Annotated in this window: 14 protein-coding genes and 1 riboswitch; of the genes, 13 read left to right on the top strand and 1 reads right to left on the bottom strand. The window is 28.1% G+C overall.

The annotated features are described in order from the left end of the window. Positions 1–42: 42 nt before the first annotated feature. The 4 genes from Tmeso_RS12310 (at position 43) to Tmeso_RS12325 (ending at position 4,490) form a co-directional block, all read left to right on the top strand. Positions 43–906, top strand: a complete 864-nt coding sequence (locus Tmeso_RS12310) for a carbohydrate ABC transporter permease (protein ID WP_099191623.1) — start codon at positions 43–45, stop codon at positions 904–906. Continuing rightward, a complete protein-coding gene (locus Tmeso_RS12315) occupies positions 906–1,718 on the top strand; it encodes a carbohydrate ABC transporter permease (RefSeq protein ID WP_099191625.1) in 813 nt (270 codons plus the stop codon). Before Tmeso_RS12310 ends, Tmeso_RS12315 begins: the two co-directional genes overlap by 1 nt. Before the next feature lie 11 nt (positions 1,719–1,729). Continuing rightward, a complete protein-coding gene (locus Tmeso_RS12320; RefSeq protein WP_099191627.1) occupies positions 1,730–3,388 on the top strand; it encodes a glycoside hydrolase family 13 protein in 1,659 nt (552 codons plus the stop codon). A 763-nt stretch (positions 3,389–4,151) separates the two neighbouring features. Next, the gene (locus Tmeso_RS12325; protein WP_099191629.1) at positions 4,152–4,490 is read left to right on the top strand and encodes a cupin domain-containing protein; all 339 of its coding nucleotides are present in this window, start codon (positions 4,152–4,154) and stop codon (positions 4,488–4,490) included. 48 nt (positions 4,491–4,538) lie between these two features. Here the strand turns inward: Tmeso_RS12325 and add are convergent, their stop codons facing one another. Continuing rightward, positions 4,539–5,534 carry an adenosine deaminase gene (add, locus tag Tmeso_RS12330; RefSeq protein WP_099191631.1) on the bottom strand — a complete coding sequence of 332 codons (996 nt, stop codon included), beginning with the start codon at positions 5,532–5,534 and terminating at the stop codon, positions 4,539–4,541. A 161-nt stretch (positions 5,535–5,695) separates the two neighbouring features. Here add and Tmeso_RS12335 point away from each other — a divergent pair, with 161 nt between their 5' ends. From Tmeso_RS12335 to Tmeso_RS12375, 9 genes are all read left to right on the top strand, one after another. Then, a complete protein-coding gene (locus Tmeso_RS12335) occupies positions 5,696–6,442 on the top strand; it encodes a PLD nuclease N-terminal domain-containing protein (RefSeq protein ID WP_099191633.1) in 747 nt (248 codons plus the stop codon). A gap of 188 nt (positions 6,443–6,630) precedes the next feature. Beyond that, positions 6,631–7,110 carry a sigma-70 family RNA polymerase sigma factor gene (locus Tmeso_RS12340; RefSeq protein WP_099191635.1) on the top strand — a complete coding sequence of 160 codons (480 nt, stop codon included), beginning with the start codon at positions 6,631–6,633 and terminating at the stop codon, positions 7,108–7,110. Continuing rightward, positions 7,100–8,203 (top strand): anti-sigma factor, encoded by a 1,104-nt coding sequence (locus tag Tmeso_RS12345; protein ID WP_099191637.1) that lies wholly within the window; start codon positions 7,100–7,102, stop codon positions 8,201–8,203. Before Tmeso_RS12340 ends, Tmeso_RS12345 begins: the two co-directional genes overlap by 11 nt. Before the next feature lie 2 nt (positions 8,204–8,205). Then, positions 8,206–9,105: an ABC transporter ATP-binding protein gene (locus Tmeso_RS12350; protein WP_099191639.1), complete on the top strand. Its 900-nt coding sequence runs from the start codon at positions 8,206–8,208 to the stop codon at positions 9,103–9,105. Beyond that, the gene (locus Tmeso_RS12355; protein ID WP_099191641.1) at positions 9,102–9,953 is read left to right on the top strand and encodes an ABC transporter permease; all 852 of its coding nucleotides are present in this window, start codon (positions 9,102–9,104) and stop codon (positions 9,951–9,953) included. Before Tmeso_RS12350 ends, Tmeso_RS12355 begins: the two co-directional genes overlap by 4 nt. Before the next feature lie 257 nt (positions 9,954–10,210). Beyond that, positions 10,211–11,938: an ABC transporter ATP-binding protein gene (locus tag Tmeso_RS12360; protein WP_099191643.1), complete on the top strand. Its 1,728-nt coding sequence runs from the start codon at positions 10,211–10,213 to the stop codon at positions 11,936–11,938. A 208-nt stretch (positions 11,939–12,146) separates the two neighbouring features. After that, complete coding sequence (locus tag Tmeso_RS12365; RefSeq protein ID WP_099191645.1) at positions 12,147–13,643, top strand: glycoside hydrolase family 26 protein; 1,497 nt, start codon at positions 12,147–12,149, stop codon at positions 13,641–13,643. Between the two features lie 244 nt (positions 13,644–13,887). Beyond that, positions 13,888–13,969: riboswitch (cyclic di-GMP riboswitch) on the top strand. Between the two features lie 198 nt (positions 13,970–14,167). Next, the gene (locus Tmeso_RS12370) at positions 14,168–16,144 is read left to right on the top strand and encodes an S-layer homology domain-containing protein (protein ID WP_099191647.1); all 1,977 of its coding nucleotides are present in this window, start codon (positions 14,168–14,170) and stop codon (positions 16,142–16,144) included. A gap of 14 nt (positions 16,145–16,158) precedes the next feature. Continuing rightward, positions 16,159–21,631: DUF6531 domain-containing protein (locus Tmeso_RS12375; protein ID WP_207653857.1), on the top strand; the 5,473-nt coding region annotated here is incomplete at its 3' end.

Below are 21,631 nucleotides of genomic sequence, written 5' to 3' on the forward strand. Positions count from 1 at the left end.
AAAAATAGGTGGCTTGAAGTTCATAGTAAAGGAGAGAGTTTTATGAAAAAGAATAGATTAGCATTTTGGGGCTTCGTAGGGCCAGCAGTATTTGCTTTCACATTAATAGTTGTAATACCCCTTTTATTCGGAATATATTATTCATTTACGGATTGGAATGGGATAAGTTCAAATATTAAATTTATTGGATTTGAAAATTACATGGAAGTTTTTAAAGATAAGGGATTTTTAGACTCATTTATATTTACAACTAAATTCACTATAGCTTCTGTGATTACTATAAATATAATAGGTTTTTCTTTAGCACTTTTAGTTACTAGAGAGCTCAAGACAAGCAATGTTCTTAGAACAATATTCTTTATGCCAAACTTAATTGGTGGGCTTATATTAGGATTTATATGGCAATTTATATTTACAAAAGCTTTTGCAGCATTAGGAGAAGTTACTGGAGCTACTTGGCTTTTAGGATGGTTATCTAATACCGAAACAGGATTTTGGGGACTTGTAATACTTATGTCTTGGCAAATGTCAGGGTATTTAATGATTATATATATAGCAGCACTTCAAAATATACCTCAAGAATTGATAGAGGCTTCTAGAATAGATGGAGCTAGTGCTTGTCAAAGAGTAAAGCATATAGTATTTCCACTTGTAAGACCCGCATTTACAGTTAGTTTGTTTCTAACTCTTTCAAATTCATTTAAGTTATATGATCAAAACTTGTCTTTAACAGGAGGAGGACCAGCAAACTCTACTCAAATGATTGCTATGAATATTTACAATACAGCTTTTAAATTTAATAATATGGGTGTAGCACAAGCTAAAGCGGTTATATTCTTCCTAGTTATAGGAGGAATAACATTAAGCCAAGTGTATATCACAAAAAAAGGCGAGGTGGAAATGTAATGAAGACTAGAAAATTACTTTTAGGATTAATAGGTTCTATTATTGGATTAATATATCTTTCACCTTTTTACATTATAATTGTGAATGCTTTTAAAAGTAAGAAAGAATTATTCCAAAGTACATTGGGATTACCAGAATCATTAAATTTTGATAACTTTATAGAGGCATTTGATAGACTAGATTTCTTTCATGTATTTTTAAATTCACTTATGATAACAGTTGGAAGTATAGTGCTTATAGTTATATTTTCAGCCATGGCAGCATGGATGCTTGAAAGAACAAAAACAAAGATGAGTGGATTCATATTTTTCGCATTTATAGCGGCAATGTTAATACCATTCCAAGCTGTAATGCTACCACTTATACGTATGATGGGAAAACTTAACCTGTTAAACATACCAGGACTTATGTTCACATATTTAGGATTTGGATGTAGTCTTTCAATATTTTTATATCATGGATTTGTAAAAGGGATACCTAAAGAATTAGATGAGGCAGCTACTATAGATGGATGCAGTAAATGGCAAACTTTTTGGTATATTATATTCCCTATATTAAAGCCTATAACTATAACTGTATCAATACTTAATACTGTTTGGATATGGAATGACTTTTTACTTCCATCTTTAATTATAAATAAACCAGAAACTCACACTATACCGCTTAGAACATTTTTCTTCTTTGGAGAGTACACTAAGCAGTGGCACTTAGCACTTGCAGGACTTACATTAACTATAATACCCGTTATAATATTCTACTTCATAGCTCAAAAACACATTATAAAGAGTGTTACAGCTGGAAGTATTAAATAGGAGAGATATATATGAAAAGAACATGGTGGAAAGAATCAGTAGTATATCAAATATATCCAAGAAGCTTTAAAGATTCAAATAAAGATGGAATAGGTGATCTGAACGGAATAATAGAAAAGTTAGATTATTTAAAATTATTGGGAATAGATGTAATATGGCTATCTCCTGTATATAAATCACCAAATGATGATAATGGATATGATATAAGCGATTATCAAGATATAATGGATGAGTTTGGAACTATGGAAGACTTTGATAGATTATTAAAAGAAGCACATGATAGAGGAATAAAGATACTTATGGACTTAGTAGTAAATCACTGCTCTGATGAACATAAGTGGTTTGTAGAGTCTTGTTCTTCAAAAGATAACCCATATAGAGATTATTATATATGGAGAGATCCTCAAGAAGATGGAAGTTGTCCGAACAATTGGAACTCATTCTTCGGAGGAAGTGCTTGGCAGTACCATGAAAAAACAGGACAATATTACTTACATCTATTCACTAAAAAACAACCAGATTTAAACTGGGAAAATGAAGATATGAGAAATGATATATACAAGATGATGAGATATTGGCTTGATAAAGGTATAGATGGATTTAGAATGGATGTATTTAATATGTATTCTAAAAAAGAAGGATTTCCAGATGTAGTAGATAGTCCTGATGGAATATATATAAACGGGCCAAAGATACATGATTATGTGAAAGAGATGAATAAAGAAGTATTTAGCAAATATGATATGATGACAGTAGGAGAAGCTCCTTGTGTACCTTCTTCTATGGGACATTTATATGTAGATGAGAATAGAGAAGAACTTAATATGATATTTCATTTTGATCTTATGGATATGCCTAATAATCCTTCAGATAAATTCTTAGATTCTGATTGGAAGCTAAAGGATGTAAAAGATATATTTATGAGATGGTATGATGATTTAAAGGATAGGGGTTGGAACTCACTTTTTATGAACAATCATGACCAGCCTAGAATGGTATCTAGATTTGGAAATGATAAAGAGTATAGAGTAGAATCTGCTAAGATGCTTGCTACTTTAATTCATACATTCCAAGGAACACCATATATATATCAAGGTGAAGAAATTGGCATGACTAATGTCTATTTTGATGATATGAATGATTATAGAGATGTTGAAACTCTAAACTACTATAAAGAGAAAATAGATGAGGGAGTATCGCATGATGAACTTCTAAAGAGAATAAAGCCAACATCAAGAGATAATGCTAGAACTCCTATACAATGGGATGATAGTGAAAATGCAGGCTTTAGTGATGTAACACCTTGGATTGATGTTAATCCTAATTACAAAGAGGTGAATGTTAAAAAATCTCTAGAAGATAAGAATTCAGTATTCTACTATTATCAAAAGTTAATTAAATTTAGAAAAGAAAATCTTGTTATGGTATACGGGGATTTAAAGCTTATATGTAAAGATGATGAGAATATATTCTCATATGTTAGAAGATTAGATGATGAAGTTGTTTTGGTTATACTTAATTTCTTTGATAAGGAAGTTGCGTTTAAGATACCTGATGAGTATAAGGGTAGAAGATTTGAGATATGTATTAGTAATTATGATGTAGATAAGATAGATTCAGATGTTATATACTTGAAAGCTTATGAGGCTAGAGTTTATAAGATTGTTTAATATTTGAATAATATGCTTAAGCGAAAAATGAAGCTTATTAAAATACCGCTTATGTGTTAAATGTTTTTAATAAAACTAAGCATTATTTCTTATTGAATATCCTAAAAGTTCTAAACTCCCGTTGGTCAGACAACGAACTTTCTTAACGGATATTCAAACGACTTAATACAAGTTTTATACAAAAACATTTAAATCATAAGCTAACATTTTAATAAGCTTCATTTTTAATATGGATTTTTAGAGTTATTATATATAAAAAAAATAGTTTCTTTAAAAGTATATTATTCTATTAAATAACATAAATAAAAATAATATAAAACTATTCCAATAAGTCCACAAATAAAAGAATATGCTACAAATAAATTTAATCTATCTTGAAAAGTTTTATTTTTCATAATCAAAATTCCTTAGTGGATAATTTTACGGGTAAAAGCCCAATAGTCTTTGAATGACTAAAAGTACAGTTACAATGATAAATACTCCTATAAAAACTTTAATAAATGGATCACTAGATTTGGAATTATTATTATTCATTCAATCCTCCTTTTATAACTATATTTGTTAAATAATAACATAATGTTACTAGTTCTGCAAAGTTGATATAAATAGAGATTAAAGATTATATATATGAATTAAATCAGAAACATTATAGGTAACATATATCACCGAAAAAACATTTTATTAGTTATAAAATCAAGGTATATGAAATAAATGTAAATGATTATATTAATATTAAAATAAAAATGAAAGAGAGTGAGAATTTATGGTAGAAAAAGTATATCATTACAGTACAGAAAATAATACAGCTGTTGAAAAAATTATTATGGATGATAATATCAATTATATTCATATGATTTTTAATAAGGAAGAAGGGCTACCTGAACATTATTCAAATTCGAATGTTTATATGACAGTTATTAAAGGAATATTGTCGATACGATTAGATGAACAGGAGATTCATGAATATAAAATGGGAGATATACTTCAAATTCCTTATAATACCAAGATGAATGTAAAGAATCTTCATGATGATGTTCTTGAACTAATTGTGATAAAAGCTCCAGCACCATCTAATTTTAGCAAAATAGATATTAAGAAATAAATATTAATAAGGGTTATTGAAATAGTCAAAATTTCAATAACCCTTATTTTATTCTACATACTTTCTCAACTTTTCCTTAACTTCATCAGATGCAAAAGATGCATCTACACTGTATAGATAAATTCTTTTGAAATCTTCTTCAGTTAAGTTTTTAATCCTACTTAATATTTCAAACTCTCTATCTAAATCTATATCAGATACAGTCATATTATCTGTATTAATACTAATTCGTATATCATCATCTAAGAAATCTTTTATAGGATGTTCTTCGTATGCGTTAACTGCCTTTGTTTGAACGTTGCTAGTTGGGCACATCTCAAGTGTAACACCCATATCCTTTAACATTTGATATGATTTAGCACAGTCTTTGGCAAACACTCCATGGCCAATTCTTTGAGCATGAAGCATCTCAATAGATTTAAATACATTTTCACCAATTCCAGTCTCTCCAGCGTGAATTGTTATATTATATCCATAACTTTTAGCTAGGTCGAATGCTTCTTTAAACTTTTCAGGAAAATATAAGTTCTCACTACCTGCAAGATCAACTGCAACAACACCTTTTCCTAAAAATTTTTTACCTTCTTCTATTACGAATATAGCATCATCAGCACTCATATGTCTCATACAGCATAGTATTACATTAGCTCTTACGTTAAACTTATTTTCACATTCATTTATGCCATCTAAAACACTTTGAACTATTTCATCAAATTTAAGTCCATTAGCCATGTGAAATAAAGGAGCAAACCTCATTTCTATATATTTTACATTATATTTTGAAACATCTTCAAGAAGCTCATATGTGATTCTTTTTATGTTTTCCTTTGTTTGCATAACTTTATTAGATATATCAAATGTAGCTAAATATTCATCTAAAGAGCGGCACTCTTTAGGGGCGGTTATATATTTTTTTATTTCGTTTATATCATAAGTTGGAATATCAATATTATCTTTATTAGCTATATCTAATATTGTACTAGGTCTAACACTACCATCAAGATGACAATGGAGCTCTATTTTAGGTGTCTTATTTAAATTCATCAACATCACCCCTTAACTATATTAAAAGATATTGTACCATAGGAATCGGTTTCATACTATGTTTTTTTGAAAGAAAAATATAAAATCCATACATGTATTACCATAAATATACAAATAGTGTATAATATTCATATGATATAAATTAAGAAAGAGTGATTTTAATGTATGAAATGAATGATAATACTAATTTTATTAACGATATAGTTTTAGATACAATGGGAAATATATCATTATTAGCTGGAATAAACATTATAATTATTGTATTAAAACTTTTGTTTTGGATATTTACAATTGTTTATGTATATAAAGATAGCAAGAGTAAGGGACTAGATACTATACTTTGGACTATAACGACTATATTTGTTCCATATCATTTAGGGTTTCTTGTATATCTGATAATTAGTCATAATAATAGATTTTACAATGAAGTGGAGTATAATTCACAAAATAAAAATACGCCTAAAAGTATAAAAATTGATAAAAGAATAGTAAAAAAAATATTGGTTATATTTGTTTTAATTATAGTACTAGTTGGAGGATCATTATTAACAGTCAAGATGGTACATAAAGGAATTAATAGTTATAAAAAAGCTGTTAATGGTGAAGTTATTAAGACAGAGGATTCATTTAAGAGTAGTTACTCAAATTTTAATTCGAGTGAAGAAACTGAAATAAGGTATCATCAGGATGGAAATTTAAAAATAGATTATTCATCCAAGGTTAAAAAAGGATCTTTGAGAATAGGACTTTATAAATACAATGGAGAGCCAGTTGAAATATTTAAAACAAATAAAAAATCTAGTATAGTTATACCTATTAAGAAAAATACTATATATAGACTTATTGCAACTGGGGAAAATACCAAAGGGGATTATGAAGTTGATTGGGAATTTGAACCTGAGGAATAATAGTAGATTAGATGCCATGGCTTTTATTAAAGCCATGGCATTTATTATATAATTTTATTATAAATAAAAAAATTCAAATAAAAGTGTCATTTTTTTTTATGCAGTGGTGTTTATATATATGAGAGCAGGAGGTGATTGAGATTTTTAGGATCCTAAGAAAAAAACAAATAAAAGAAGAAGAATTTCAAATGAACTACGAAAAATATTATTCCGTAGTATACAAACAAGTATATTATTTGTTAGGAAGCAATGAACTATCAGAGGATATAACACAAGAAGTATTTATAAAATACTATAACACAAAAGAGGATATAGAGTTTGTAGGAGCCTGGCTATCTAAAGTGGCTACTAATTTAGCGCTTAATCACATAAGAGGAGAAAAAAGAAGATTAAAAAGAGAAGAAAATATGTTGGAAGATGTAAACAATATATTTAGTATAGAGGATGAGATATTTAGAAATGAACAAATAAAATCAGTGAGAAATATTTTATCCAGTCTTTCGAATGAACAAAGTACATGTCTTATTTTAAAATTTTCAGGATACTCTTATGAAGAAATACACAATGCAACTGATATTCCTAAAAATAATATAAGCCAGATTATAGCACGAGGAAAGAAAAAGTTTTTAGAACTATATAAAGGAGAGGGTGGTTTAAATGTGCTATGAAGAAAAAGTGCTTCAACAAATAATAGATAATAGCTACGAAGGAGATTTAGATGAAGCATTAAAACATATAAATTCTTGCCCGAAATGTAAAGACGTATACTCTATATTAAATCGCCAAGATAAATCAATACAAAATTTATTAAATAAAGACTTAGAAATACCATTAAGACCAAATTTAAATATACAAAAAAGGAGAGTTATAAATATGAATAAAAATATGAGAAGATGGACGGGTGTAGCTGCAGGAATAGTTGTTTGCGCTGGATTAGTATTTGCAGAGCCTGTTAGAGGAATGGCAGAGGATTTATTAAAGATTTTTAGAGTTGAAGAAGTCAAAAGTGTTGCTATTAGTCAGCAAGATTTACAAGAAATTCAAGCATTATTTGATAAAGGTACCGGTGAACTTGAAATAGGGGAAATAGGAAATATAAGTTTGAATTCAAAAGAAAAAGCACTTCCAGCTTTAGAAAATCCAACGGAAGATATAATTAAAAAAGAATTAAAAATAGAAAATATAATTAAAGCACCTGAAAATTTTAAATATGAATATGTAAATAAAATTCCAGCATCAAATATAAATATAAAATTAGATGTAGATAAAGCTAATGATCTATTAGCTTATTTAGGAGAGGATACCAAGCTTCCAAAATCTTTAGACCAGAAGAACTTCAATATTAGTTTTGAAGACTCTATATCATACACAATGAATAAAAAAGAACAAGGTGATAAAAAAGGAAGAGAAAATTATATAGAAGTCTTACAAATGGAAACACCTGAGTTTACAATGCCAAAAGATGTAGATGAAAAAGATTTAATAAAAACAGTAATTACTATGAAAATTTTACCTGAGAATTTAAAAAGACAATTCGCAGCTATAGATAAGTTAGAATCTACACTTGTAATACCATATAATCCAGAAGCTCAAATAAAGAAAGATATACGTGTTAATGGGCAAAATGCTGTATTGATAAAAAATAAAGATGAATCTTACTCTCATATAGGTATATTTTTTAATAATGAAGGAAATACGTATATAATAAACAGTGATTGTACAGAAAAAGAAGTAATACAAGCAGTTGAGGAGATGTTTTAATTATGGTTATACAAACTGATGGTTTGACTAAACAATTTAATGGAAAAGGTGGTTTTGCTAATATCTCCCTCTCGGTAAGAGAGGGGGAAGTTTTTAGTTTTCTTGGAAAAAATGGTGCCGGAAAAAGTACATTTGTAAGAACACTTCTTGGAATACTTTATCCAACATCAGGAGAGGCTACAATTCTTGGGGAAAAAATAGGGAATGTAGAAATTAGAAAGCAAATAGGATATCTACCAGAACTTTTTCAGTATCAAAATTGGCTTACAGGATATGAACTTTTATTCAATCATGGGCTTTTATACAAGATGGATAGGCAAGACATAAAAAAGAGAATAGAAGAGGTTCTTTTAACAATAGGACTTAAAGGGCATGAAAATAAAAAGTTGAAAGAATACAGTAAGGGCATGAAACAAAGGGTAGGACTTGGTTGTGCTATCCTTTCAAATCCTAAAATACTCTTTTTAGATGAACCTACAAGTGCTCTAGATCCTGTTGGAAGAAAACAGGTTCGTGATATTATATGCAATCTAAAGAATCAAGGAAAGACAATATTTTTAAATACTCACTTATTAAGTGAAGTTGAAATGATATCAGATAGAGTTGCTATTTTAGATAAAGGTCAGATGAAAAAAATAGGAACTATGAATGAATTAACAAATTCACCAGTAATCGTTTCATTAGAAAATATAAATGATGATATGATAAGTGAATTAAAGAAGTTTGATCCTATGATTAATATATTAAGTAATAATATGGAAATACATGTTGATGATCAAACTATTCCAAATGTTGTAAGTACAATAGTCAAAAATGATGGATTAATATATATGATAAAAAGAAAAGAAAATGTACTTGAAGAATTATTTATAAATACAGTGGGAGAGGTGGACGAAAGATGAGTACAATAATAAGGCTTACTTTTATTGAAATAAGAAAGAAAAAAATACTATATTTAACTCTCGCACTTACATTTGCTTTTTTGATATTATATGGAACTGCCTTAAATTTTGCATACGACTCGTTAGAATTACAAGAACCTTTTATAAGAGCTACTATATCAAGTCAGTTAATGTCTATGGGAATTTATGCAATGATATTTATAATATCATTTTTATCTATTTTTTCAAGTGTTGGAGCTATTTCATCTGAGATAGAAAATGGTACATATGATTCTATACTAACAAAGCCAATAAAAAGGTATGAAATAGTTTTTGGTAAATTAATAGGGATATTATTAATACTTATACCTTATATGACTTTCTTTTACTTGAGTATAATAGGGTTGAATATATTCTTTGGAAAAGGACTTATAGTCAATCTAGCATTTAAGTCTGTATTCAATTCATTATTAACACTATATATTTTACCAATATTACTTACTTCAATAGGAATATTTTTCAGCTGTTCTATGTCAACAATGGCGTCTGGAATTATGTTAGTTATAATGTATTTTTGTGCTATGATAGGTGGATTTTTAGAACAAATATCTGTAGCTATTTCTATTGAAGCTACAAAACAAGCTTTAAGCAACATAGGTATTATAACTAGCCTTATTATGCCGTCTGATGTAATTTATAGAAAAGCTTCTTCACTTTTATTCACTACATCATCTGGATTAAATCTAAGCATCAGTAGTTTTATGGGAACGAATAATCAACCAAGCGCTGCTATGATGTTTTATATTGTAGTTTATATATTAGCTATGATTATACTAGCTGTTAGAAAATTTCAAAGAAGAGATTTATAGAAGTGTTTTGTATTTAGTAAGTCTATATATTTAATTGAAAATGAGGGTAATTAAAATAACGCTACTTAATTAATATTTTTATATAATCAAAAAGTAGCTAACATTTTGATTAGCCTCATTTTTGCGTTCGGTTGTTTAAAACTTTTAATTATGGAAATATATAAATAATATGCATTCTATTTTGATAAATATAATGAAGATTTATAAAAATAGAACTATAATAGAGATAAAGTGAAAATTAAGAAAGAAGGGATTGGATGATAAGAGAATTCATCAAGTATTACAAACCTCATCGAGCTTTATTTATACTCGATTTCACATGTGCATTTATAATGTCTTTAATGGACCTTGTATTTCCAGTATTTACAAAAAAAATAATAGACGATTTATTGCCAAGTGGAAACATGCAAAAGATTATTTACTTTGGAATAATACTATTAATGTTGTATATAATAAGAGCCATACTTCAGTTTGTAATAGACTACTGGGGACATACTCTAGGAGTTAGAATAGAGTACGATATGAGAAGAAAATTGTTTAAGCATATAAATAATCTCTCATTTTCTTACTTTGACAACGTAAAGACTGGACAGATAATGTCAAGACTTGTAAATGATTTAAACCAAATATCAGAACTTGCACATCATGGACCTGAGGATTTATTTATAGCATTCGTTACATTTTTAGGATCATTCTTTATAATGCTTACACTAAATGTGAAAATGACTTTAGTGATATTCTCTATAATGCCTATAATGCTTACATTCGCAATTATTAAAAATAGAGAGCTAAAAAAATCATTTAGAGACTTAAGGGTTAAGATTGGAGATATAAATTCTCAGGCGGAGGATTCTATATCGGGAATAAGAGTTGTAAAAGCTTTTAACAACGAAGATTATGAAGAAGATAAATTTGATATAGGTAATAACAGTTTTAAAGAGACAAAACAAAAATCATACAAGGTATTGGGGCAATTTTTCAGTGGTATAACATTTTTCTCTAATATTATAAATCTTGTAGTACTAATGTATGGATCGTATCTTATATACAATAATGAATTTACGATAGGTGATTTAATAGGATTTTTATTATATGTATCTATGTTTTTACAACCTATAAGAAAGATAACTACGTTAATAGAAAATTATCAAAGAGGTATGGCGGGATTTGAAAGATTCATTCAGGTTATGGAAATACAACCTGAAATTCAAGATAAGGAAGATTCAATAAATGTTGATAAATTAAAAGGAGATATAGAATTTGAAGATGTAGAATTTGGATACAATAATAATAAGAGTATACTTACAGGAATAAGCATGAATGTTAAATCTGGTCAAACTATAGCTATAGTAGGGCCTTCTGGTGCTGGTAAGACTACTCTTTTAAGGTTAATACCTAGATTTTATGAGGTAACTAATGGAGATATAAAGATAGATTCAATAAATATAAAGGATATGAAGATAAGTGATTTAAGAAAAAATATAGGGGTTGTAGAACAAGATGTATTCTTATTTTCAGGTACTATAAAGGAAAATATACTTTATGGAAAACAAGATGCAACAGATGAAGAGATAATAGAAGCTGCTAAAAATGCTAATGCACATGAATTTATATCATCTCTTGAACATGGATATGATACCTACATAGGACAAAGAGGAGTCAAATTATCTGGAGGGCAAAAACAAAGAATTGCTATAACTAGAATATTTCTTAAAAACCCACCTATACTGATATTAGACGAAGCAACATCTGCACTTGATACTCAAACAGAAAGAATTATTCAAAAATCTTTATACGATCTTTCTAAAAATAGAACTACTTTAGTAATAGCTCATAGGCTTACGACTATTAAAAATGCAGATAAGATAATAGTTCTTACTAATGATGGGATAACAGAATGTGGAAGTCATGAAGAACTTATAGACCAAGAGGGAATTTATAGTGATCTTTATAAACTACAGTTTGAAGATATATATGAATATTAACAGTAGACAGAAAGTCCTTTGATTTAACTTTTAATTATAATTGTTCCCCACCACAGAGTAATATAAAGTAACAGCAAAATGACTGCTCTTCTTTAGAAGGTATAGAACTAAAGAAGAAGTTTCTTGAATTAGACAAGAGTATTTAGTGGAATGTTTTACCCCCCTTTCAAATAAAATAAATTAAGAATATGAAAACCGGGGGGATAACTTGAATATAAGGAAAATATTAATTGTATTATTTTTATTTATAATATCAGTTTTAACTATTTTCAATTTTGCAAGATATAAGAATTATGCTGATGAATACGTTGATTATGTAGATTCTAATAATTTATACACGTTAAAATATCCTAAAAGAATGCATATAGACAAATCTTTGCAAAGCATTAGAACGGTTATATATGATAAAAATACAAAAATAGAAATATACTCTGATGATTTTGAAGACAGTATATCTTCACCTACATCCTATATAAATTATAGCAATCAATTTGCAATTAATAAAAATCATATAATAGAAATTGATAAAAATTTGAAAATAAACAATATGAAAGTACATTTATTAAAATGGAGGCGTGAAAAGCTTTCAAAAATAAAAAATGATAAAAATTATTATGTAAGCGCAGAATTTGTAAAGAATGAAAATGAAGTTTATACAATAATTATTAAATCCTCAAAGAAGTTAAAGCACCATAGAAATTATATGAAGATTATAGCTAGCTTTAAGATTCTGGATGAAAATAATGATTTGAAAACAAGTGAATCATTAAAGAACAAATATTTAAATCAAGAAACTATGTTATTTTATGAAAAATATTTTTCAAAAAATAAAGGATTGAAATGGGGGATTTTCGAAAATACTGCTCCTAAAAGTCTTGATTTTTTGAATTCTCTTGAAAAAAAGTTAGATTATAATTTTAAATTTTTGGTTACTTATCAATCTTTTTCTAGCAAATCTTTTCCTCTGGATGGGATGTTAAATGCATACAATGATGATAGATATGTGTTGTTAACACTTCAAACTATGTATTTAGATAATAAAGATAATACATCTGTTATGTATGATATATTAAATGGTAAATACGATGATTTTCTAAATGATTATGCAAAAAAAATAAAAGAGTTTAACCATCCTATAATGTTTAGGCTGAATAACGAGATGAATGGAGATTGGTGTACATATTCTAGTTATTATTATTCTAAAGATACAGATATATTTAAAAATGTATATAAGTATGTATATAAGATATTTGAGTTTAATGAAGTAGACAATGTCCTTTGGGTATGGAATCCACATGATGTATCTTTCCCGGATTTTAAGTGGAATAATTGCTTGAATTATTATCCTGGAGACAAGTATGTAGATATAATAGGTCTTACAGGATACAATGCTGGAACATACTATGAAGGGGAAAAGTGGAGAAGTTTTAATGAAATATATATACCACTTTATAATGAATATATTAAAAACTTTGATAAACCATTTATGATTACAGAGTTTGGATGTAACAGTGTAGGAGGAGACAAAGTAAAATGGATGGGCGAGATGTTTAGGAATATTAAATATTTCAAAAACATAAAGGTTGCTATATGGTGGAACGGAATCGACTGGGATAGCAACATGAATCCAGCAAGAATATATAGATTAGATGAAAATGAAGATACTATTAATGCTTTTAGAGAAGGTCTTAAAAATTATAAGTAATTATTTAAAACATAAAAAATGTAATGTGCATTAGTTCTAAATCCAGCAGCTAATTAGCTGAAAGATAAGTTTCCTATGAATTAAAAAAGGATGTCTTAAAATAATTTGAAAAATTATTTTAAGACATCCTTTTCTTATATTCTTAAACTAAATTAGAATTTATTGTAATTAAAATGGAGGATATTACCTAAAAATGTAGAATATTATGTATTTATAAAGAAAAATGTAAAATTAAATAAGTATATTATGTAAATAGCAAACCTATCGAAAGGTAGGGACGCAAAGCCACGGGTCTAAGGTATTTCTATGATAGTCGGGTTGCCAAAATATAAGATTAGGAGACTTCTATGTTTTTTGGCGTAGAAGTCTTTTATTTTGTCTGAAAGCTAAAAGTTCTAAAACTCCATCTTCTTAAGGCTGGAGATAAGAACTTAACAGCTTCTGGATTAGCGAAACTTAATTCAGTTGAAGTAAAAACTCCATCTGAATTAAGTTTCGCTTTATAAAAAGAAAGGAGAAATAGAATGTCAAAACAAAAAAGAATTTTTAGAACATTATCTTTAATATTTTCACTTACTCTAATGTTATCTAGCACTATTCATGCAGAAAGTGAAAATATTTCACTTGAAACTAAACCAGAAGGTAAAGTGGAAGTCTATAAAGATAATATTGTATGGATGTCTCATGATAATGAAAATTGGGATATTTACTATATGAACAAGTTGACTAAGGAGCAAAAACAAATAACTAATAATCCTAATGACCAAGGATATCCTGATATATGGGAAAACTACATAGTATATCAGGACAACAAAAATCATATTGAGGATAAAACAGGATATTTTGATATTTATCTATATGATTTAAATACAGACAATGAAAAGAAAATATCTAATATTCAAGGAAATCATCAAAATCCTATAATATGTGATAATAAGGTTGTTTGGGTAGACAATAAGGATGGGAAAAAAGATGTTATTTTATATGACATAAAAAAAGATACATTAAAAAGAGTTTCATCAAGTGATGCACAGACTTTTGGAGTTACATTTGATGGAAGAATTATTGCATGGATGGACTCAAGAAACAAAAGCTTTGATATTTACATATACGATACTTTAGAGGATAAAGAAAAAAGGATAACATACAGCCTTCAAGATGATGTAGATCCTATAGTTAATAATGGGAAAGTAGTATGGATGGTAGATTACAATGGATATTCTCAAGTATATATGTATGATGTACAAACCGATCTTAAAACAAAATTAACTGTAGGAGAAGAAAACCACAGACCTATTGCTTTTTCAGATAATAATTTATTACTAGTTGAAAATGACAAATTAGTATTAAACAATGTAGATAAAATTGTAGATTATTCTATGAATTATCAAGCTACAGAAATGCCTAAACAAGCTTTTTTAATAGGAGATGAAGTAGTTTTATTTGATGGAAAAAGCGTAAATTATGATTCTTTAGAAAATTTATTAGAAGAAGCACCAGAAGAAAAGGAAGATACAAATAAAGATAATAGTAATTCAAGAAAAAATTCAAAACCTATAGAAATTATAGAAGAAAATTACAAACTTGTTAAAGCTGATCAAGATACAACAATAAAATCTGATGATGGAAAATTAACTTTAAAAATAGAAAAAGGAAGCTTTGATAAAGATGTAAATATATCTATAAAAGAAAAAGAATCATCAAAAATAAAAGGCTATATAAATATAACACCTACTTATGAAATAAACATAAAAGAAAATGTTAAGCCTTTAAAGCCAATAAAAGCACTTATAATCTATAAAGATAAATCTTCAAGCTATAACACTAAAAATATATGTACATATAAATTAAATAATAATGAATTAAAAATTGTAAGTTCAATAAGAAATGAAGAAGATAATACACTTGAAACTAATATTTTACAAAATGATAATTTAGCATTGATGATATATGATAAAAAATTTAGTGATATGAACAATCATTGGTCATATGAAACAGTAAAAACAATAGCAGCACATCAAATAATAAATGGATATGAGGATGATAGCTTTAGACCAGATAAAGAAATGACTAGAGCAGAATTTGTAAAAGTCCTTGTAAGTAGTATGGGAGAAAAGGTAGACAATTATGAAACTAATTTTACTGATATTCCTGAATATTTCTGGGCAAGCCCTTATATAAATGCTGCTTATGAAAAAGGGTGGATAACAGGATATGATGGTAAGTTTAATCCAAATGAGTCTATAACTCGTGAGCAGATGATAACTATAATTATGAGAGTTTATAGAGATATAAATAATACTAAGGTAGAAAAATCAGATTTAAGTATTTACAGTGATAATAACAAGATAAGCTCGTGGGCAGAAAAGTATATGAGTGAAGCTGTTAACCTAGGGTTTATAAAAGGATATAACAATGAGCTATCACCTAATAAAAATACTACTAGAGCTCAATCTGCAACTATGATATATAGATATCTTGATGATTTAAATAAGTTATAGAGAGGAGTCAACGAATGAGAAGATTAAGCAAAAGGTTTATATCCTTTATTCTTGTATTTACAATGGTAGTATCCATGATAATACCTATAGATACAAGCTTTGCACAAATGGATTCACCTAATTCAAGTCAAGTTAAATTCACAAAAGCAGTGCCATCTGTATTTAATCCAAGTAAAGGAGAACAAACAAAGATACTATGGAATTTCCAGTATGAGCAAAAAACAAGAATAGAAATAAAAAATGCAACAAATACGGTAAAAGTAATACAAGAATCAAAAAAATATCCAGGGGATTTTGTAACTAACGAAGAAATATGGGATGGTAAAGATGATAATGGAAATATTGTTCCAAATGGAACATATACAGTACATATACAGCCTCTAGATGAAGAGTGGGCAAAATTTCCTTCATCAACAACTGTAACAGTAATGGATAAGCCATCAGAGGATATAGCAATAGCTCCTAATATAAATGGAGAATTGTTTATGGTTTATGGTTATACAGAAGTAAATGAAACAGGTGAAGATGAGTATACTGATAAAGTAGAACTTTATATAGATGGTCATTCACTAGGAGAAGCAAACATTCAGCCTGGTATGTGGTCATTGAATGTAACACTTCCTGATTATAAAGAAGTAAAGATAACCGCAAAGAAAACTAATATGGTACCTAAAAAAGAAACAGATGATGAAGGTAACACTAGAATAGTTTATGAACCTAAAGAGATAGACTTAGGACCTATTAATGTATTAAAACATAAAATAAGACCTCATGATAGATTCACAGATATAGCAAGACATTACTATGGTGATAGTAATAAGTGGAATGATATAGTAGATTTTAATAACATGACAAACCCTTATGTTATAGGAATAGACTGTAATCTTTTAGTTTTAGATCCTATAACAGATGGAGAACCTCCAATATCAGAATTTACAGATCCAGAAGATATGCAGAAAAAATGTGGGGTTGTTGACTTAATGTCTGGAGAAACTGTATTTAGTGAAGATCCAGTAAACCTTTCAACAGGAAATTATATATACAGTTATGAGGATATATTTGTAGATGGAGGCTTTCCTATATCATTTACAAGATTTTATAACTCCAGAGATAGATACAATGGAGACTTAGGTATGAATTGGCACCATAACTTTGAATATAGACTTCAAGATATGGGAAATGGAACAGCAGAAGTAATATTTTATGATGGACATAGAGAAGAGTATAAGTTAAAAGGTAGTGGAGAATACGAATCAGAACCAGGAAACTATAATAAGCTTGAAAAACATAATGATCAAACTTATACACTAACACTTCACAATAAAACTAAGTACTACTTTAATGAAAGAGGAGAGCTTACAAGCATAGAAGATAGAAATTCTAATATAACAAAACTTATATATGAAGATATGCTTTTAAGAGAAATTAGAACTGACAGTGGATATTTATTAATTCAATACTACAAGGATGGAAGAATAAGAAAAATATCAGATAGTACAGGAAGAAATGTAGATTATACTTATCACGGAGATGACTTAGAAGCCTTTGAAGATTCAGAAGGAAATGTTATAAGCTATGAATACAATTCAAAGCATGAAATAACTAAGGTTACAAGTCCATTAAAAGATGGAAATGTAATAAATGTATATGATGATAAAGGAAGAGTAGTACAGCAGACATTAGCAGATGGAAGTACAATGTATTTCAGTTATGATGAAAATAATAGAACGACTACTTTAACAGAACGAGATGGAACTCAAACAATATATAAATATGATGAAAATTATAGGATAACAGAAACGATTTACTCAGATGGATCAGAAAAAATCACATTCAATGATAAAGGAGAAAGAACATCATCTACAGATAAAAATGGAAATACATATTTTTATAAATATGATGATAGAGGGAACTTAACATTGGTTAAGGATCCATTTGAGAATATTACAAAATACACTTATGATGAAGATAATAATGTAACTTCTATTACTCAACCAGATGGGCAAAGATATACTTTTACATATGATAGCAAAGGAAATATGATAAGCGCTATAGATACTTTAAACAGAAAAGTAGAGTATCAATATAATGAAAAAGGACTACCAGTAAAAGTTATAAAGCCTGATAAAAGTGTTTCTTATATGAATTACGACAGCAAAGGAAATGTAGTTGAATCAATAGATGGGCTAGGAAATAAAACTGAATTTGAATACGATAAATTAAACAGAGTAAAAACAATAATAGATCCTAAAGGAAACAAAACAACATTTGAATATACAGCTACTAATGAAATTAAAAAAGTAGTAGATGCTAAAGGAGACAGTGCATCATATAAATATAATGCAAATGGAAAACTAGAACAAGTAGTAGATCAAAATGGGAATATAACAGAATATAAATATAATCAAGCTGATCAATTAGTAGAGATAATAGATTCATTAAATGCTGTTACAAAATTTGAATATGATGCCATGGGTAATCTGACAAAAGTAATAGATGCAAATGAAGGAGAAATAAAATATAACTACGATAAACTAGGAAGAGTAATATCACTAATAGATCAAGAAAATAATACGTTAAAATATAACTATGACCCAAACGGAAATTTAACTAAAGAAATAGATCCGAATGGAAATATAACAGAATATAAATATAATGAATTAAACCAGCTAATAAAAATAATAGATGCAAACAAAAACGAAACAAGCTATGGATATGACTCTCTTGGAAGAGTAACTAAAGTAATTGATGCTCTAAATTATACTAATGAATATGAATACTATTCTGATGGAAGTATAAAAACAGCAGTAGATGAATTAGGAAATAAAGTATCATTTACATACAATTCACTAGGTCTTGTTGAGACAGTAACAGATGAAGAAGGTGCAGTTACAAGATATGAATACAACTCAAATGGAAATATAATAAAGGTAACAGACTCAGAAGGAGCTGTAACTAAATGGGAATACGATAAAAATGGAAATGTATCAAAAGTAATAGACGCAAATGGGAATGAAACAAAATATACATACGATGAACTAAATAGAATAAAAACAGTAACAGATCCATTAGGAAATACACAAATATTAGACTATACAAAAACAGGAGAAATAGAATCTGTAATAGATGAAAGAGGAAACAAAACTAAATACAAATATGATGCAGTAGGAAATTTAATACAAGAAATCGATGCAAAAGGATACAGCACAAAATATGAATATGGTAAACTAGGAAATCTAATAAAAACAGTTGAAGCAAATGGAGCATCAACAAAATACAACTACGATAAACTAGGAAGATTAGTATCAGTAGTAGATCCAGAAAACTATACATTTGTTTATGACTATGATTCAAATGGAAATATAATAAAAGAAATAGATCCAAATGGAAACATAATAGAATATAAATATGATAAACTAAATCGAGTATTAACTGCAGTTGATGCAAATAATAATGAAACAAAATATGAGTATGATAAGCTAGGCAGGATAACAAAAGCAGTTGATGCTGAAAATAATACAACAGAATATGAATATTATCCAGATGGAAACCTTAAGACAGTAAAAAATCCATTAGGAGACACAGTATCATTTACATATACAAAAACAGGATTAGTTGAAACTGTAACAGATGAAAAAGGATCAGTAACAAAATATGAATACAATTCAAATGGAGATATTGTAAAGGCAATAGATCCAGAAAACGGTCAAACTAAATGGGAATACGATAAAAATGGAAATGTAGTAAATGTAATAGATGCAAATGGGAATGAAACAGAATATGTATATGATGAACTAAACAGAGTAAAAACAGTAATAGATGCAAAAGGAAATGAAAAGACAATAGAATATACACAAACAGGAGAAATAAAAGCTGTAATAGATGAAAACAATAACAAAACAGAATACAAATACGATGCAGTAGGAAACTTAATAGAAGTAATAGATGCAAAAGGACATAAAACAGACTATGTATACGATTCAGTAGGCAATCTAACACAAATACATAAATATAGAGCGGTAGATATAAATGAAACAGTAATACAAAGTGTATATGCAAAAGAAGAAACAGTAATTAGCTCTGTATATCAAGATGATTCAAAAACAGTATTTGATGCTGTATATGATAAATACGACGGTACAGATTTTGAGCCAACTTTATTTACATACGACAAAAGAGGACTAGTTACAAAGGTAAAGGATGCAGCAGGAAAAGTAGAAATATATGAATATGATGGAAATAGAAATCTAATATCAGTAACAGATAAAGATGGATATGAAACAGATTATGAATATGATCCAATGAATCTATTAAAGAAAATAGATTATGATAATAAAAAACAAGTTGAATTCAAATACAACTCTGTAGGACAGCTAGTAGAAATGAAGGATTGGAATGGAACAAATACATTTGATCTAGATCCTTTAGGAAGAATATTAAAGGTTACAGACTTTGAAAATAGAGTAACTAAGTATTCATATTCACCTACAGGAGAAAAACAATCAATAATATATCCTGATTCAAGTGAAGTAAATTATGAATATGACAAGCTTGGAAGACTAACATCAGTAACAGATGCATTTAAAAAAAGTACAAAATATAAATACGATAAAGTAGGAAATTTACTAGAAAAAGTGCTTCCAAACAATGCAAAAACAACTTATGAATATGATGATATATATAATGTAAAAGAGCTTAAACAAATAGACCCACAAGAAAAAATATTAGATAGATACAGATATACTTATGATGGAGCAGGTAATAAAATAAAAGCAGTAAAAGAAAAAGATGATCTTGATGATGATGAATGGGAAGAAATATCATATCAATATGATGAACTAAACCAATTAATAGGAGTAGTAAAAGATAATAAAGAAATAAGAAAATATCTATATGATACTCTAGGAAATAGAGTGAAAATGCAGGAGTATCAAGGAACTGAATTAAAAGATGAAATAAATTATGAATACGACAAACTAAACAGATTAATAAGAACAAACGATAAAGATGATGAAGACGAAGGAAAACAATTCATATATGACAACAGAGGAAATCTTATTCAAAAAAGAACAGAAGGTAGAATATTTAATGAATATGAATTTGATGAAACAAACAGTTTAGTAAAAGTTACAAATAAGCATGATGATGAAACAAGATATTTCTACGATGGATTTGGCAACAGAATAAAAACAATAGTAGGCTTAGACCATCCAGGTGGAGGAAATAGACCAGATAAACCAGGTAAAGATAATGGAAATGCATATGGACATGACAAAGAAAATCCAGGTAATGCATATGGTCATGATAAAGATAAGCCAGGAAATAGTGGTAACCCACATCCAGGTTGGGGACATCAGAATAAAAGAGACTACATGGAACAAAACTTCGTAGTAGATATAACATCACAATATAATGATGTACTTATGATGTATGGAGATCACTATGAAATCCAAAGATACACATATGGATTAGATAGAATAAGCATGG

It is taken from the genome of Tepidibacter mesophilus, assembly GCF_002724055.1.
GTDB classification, from domain to species: domain Bacteria; phylum Bacillota; class Clostridia; order Peptostreptococcales; family Peptostreptococcaceae; genus Tepidibacter_A; species Tepidibacter_A mesophilus.

What these genes read in the sequence shown, in the direction of transcription:
- Tmeso_RS12310 (WP_099191623.1), top strand. Translation starts at nt 43, where the DNA reads ATGAAAAAGAATAGATTAGCATTTTGGGGCTTCGTAGGGCCAGCAGTA.
- Tmeso_RS12315 (WP_099191625.1), top strand. Translation starts at nt 906, where the DNA reads ATGAAGACTAGAAAATTACTTTTAGGATTAATAGGTTCTATTATTGGA.
- Tmeso_RS12320 (WP_099191627.1), top strand. Translation starts at nt 1,730, where the DNA reads ATGAAAAGAACATGGTGGAAAGAATCAGTAGTATATCAAATATATCCA.
- Tmeso_RS12325 (WP_099191629.1), top strand. Translation starts at nt 4,152, where the DNA reads ATGGTAGAAAAAGTATATCATTACAGTACAGAAAATAATACAGCTGTT.
- add (WP_099191631.1), bottom strand. Translation starts at nt 5,534, where the DNA reads ATGAATTTAAATAAGACACCTAAAATAGAGCTCCATTGTCATCTTGAT.
- Tmeso_RS12335 (WP_099191633.1), top strand. Translation starts at nt 5,696, where the DNA reads ATGTATGAAATGAATGATAATACTAATTTTATTAACGATATAGTTTTA.
- Tmeso_RS12340 (WP_099191635.1), top strand. Translation starts at nt 6,631, where the DNA reads ATGAACTACGAAAAATATTATTCCGTAGTATACAAACAAGTATATTAT.
- Tmeso_RS12345 (WP_099191637.1), top strand. Translation starts at nt 7,100, where the DNA reads ATGTGCTATGAAGAAAAAGTGCTTCAACAAATAATAGATAATAGCTAC.
- Tmeso_RS12350 (WP_099191639.1), top strand. Translation starts at nt 8,206, where the DNA reads ATGGTTATACAAACTGATGGTTTGACTAAACAATTTAATGGAAAAGGT.
- Tmeso_RS12355 (WP_099191641.1), top strand. Translation starts at nt 9,102, where the DNA reads ATGAGTACAATAATAAGGCTTACTTTTATTGAAATAAGAAAGAAAAAA.
- Tmeso_RS12360 (WP_099191643.1), top strand. Translation starts at nt 10,211, where the DNA reads ATGATAAGAGAATTCATCAAGTATTACAAACCTCATCGAGCTTTATTT.
- Tmeso_RS12370 (WP_099191647.1), top strand. Translation starts at nt 14,168, where the DNA reads ATGTCAAAACAAAAAAGAATTTTTAGAACATTATCTTTAATATTTTCA.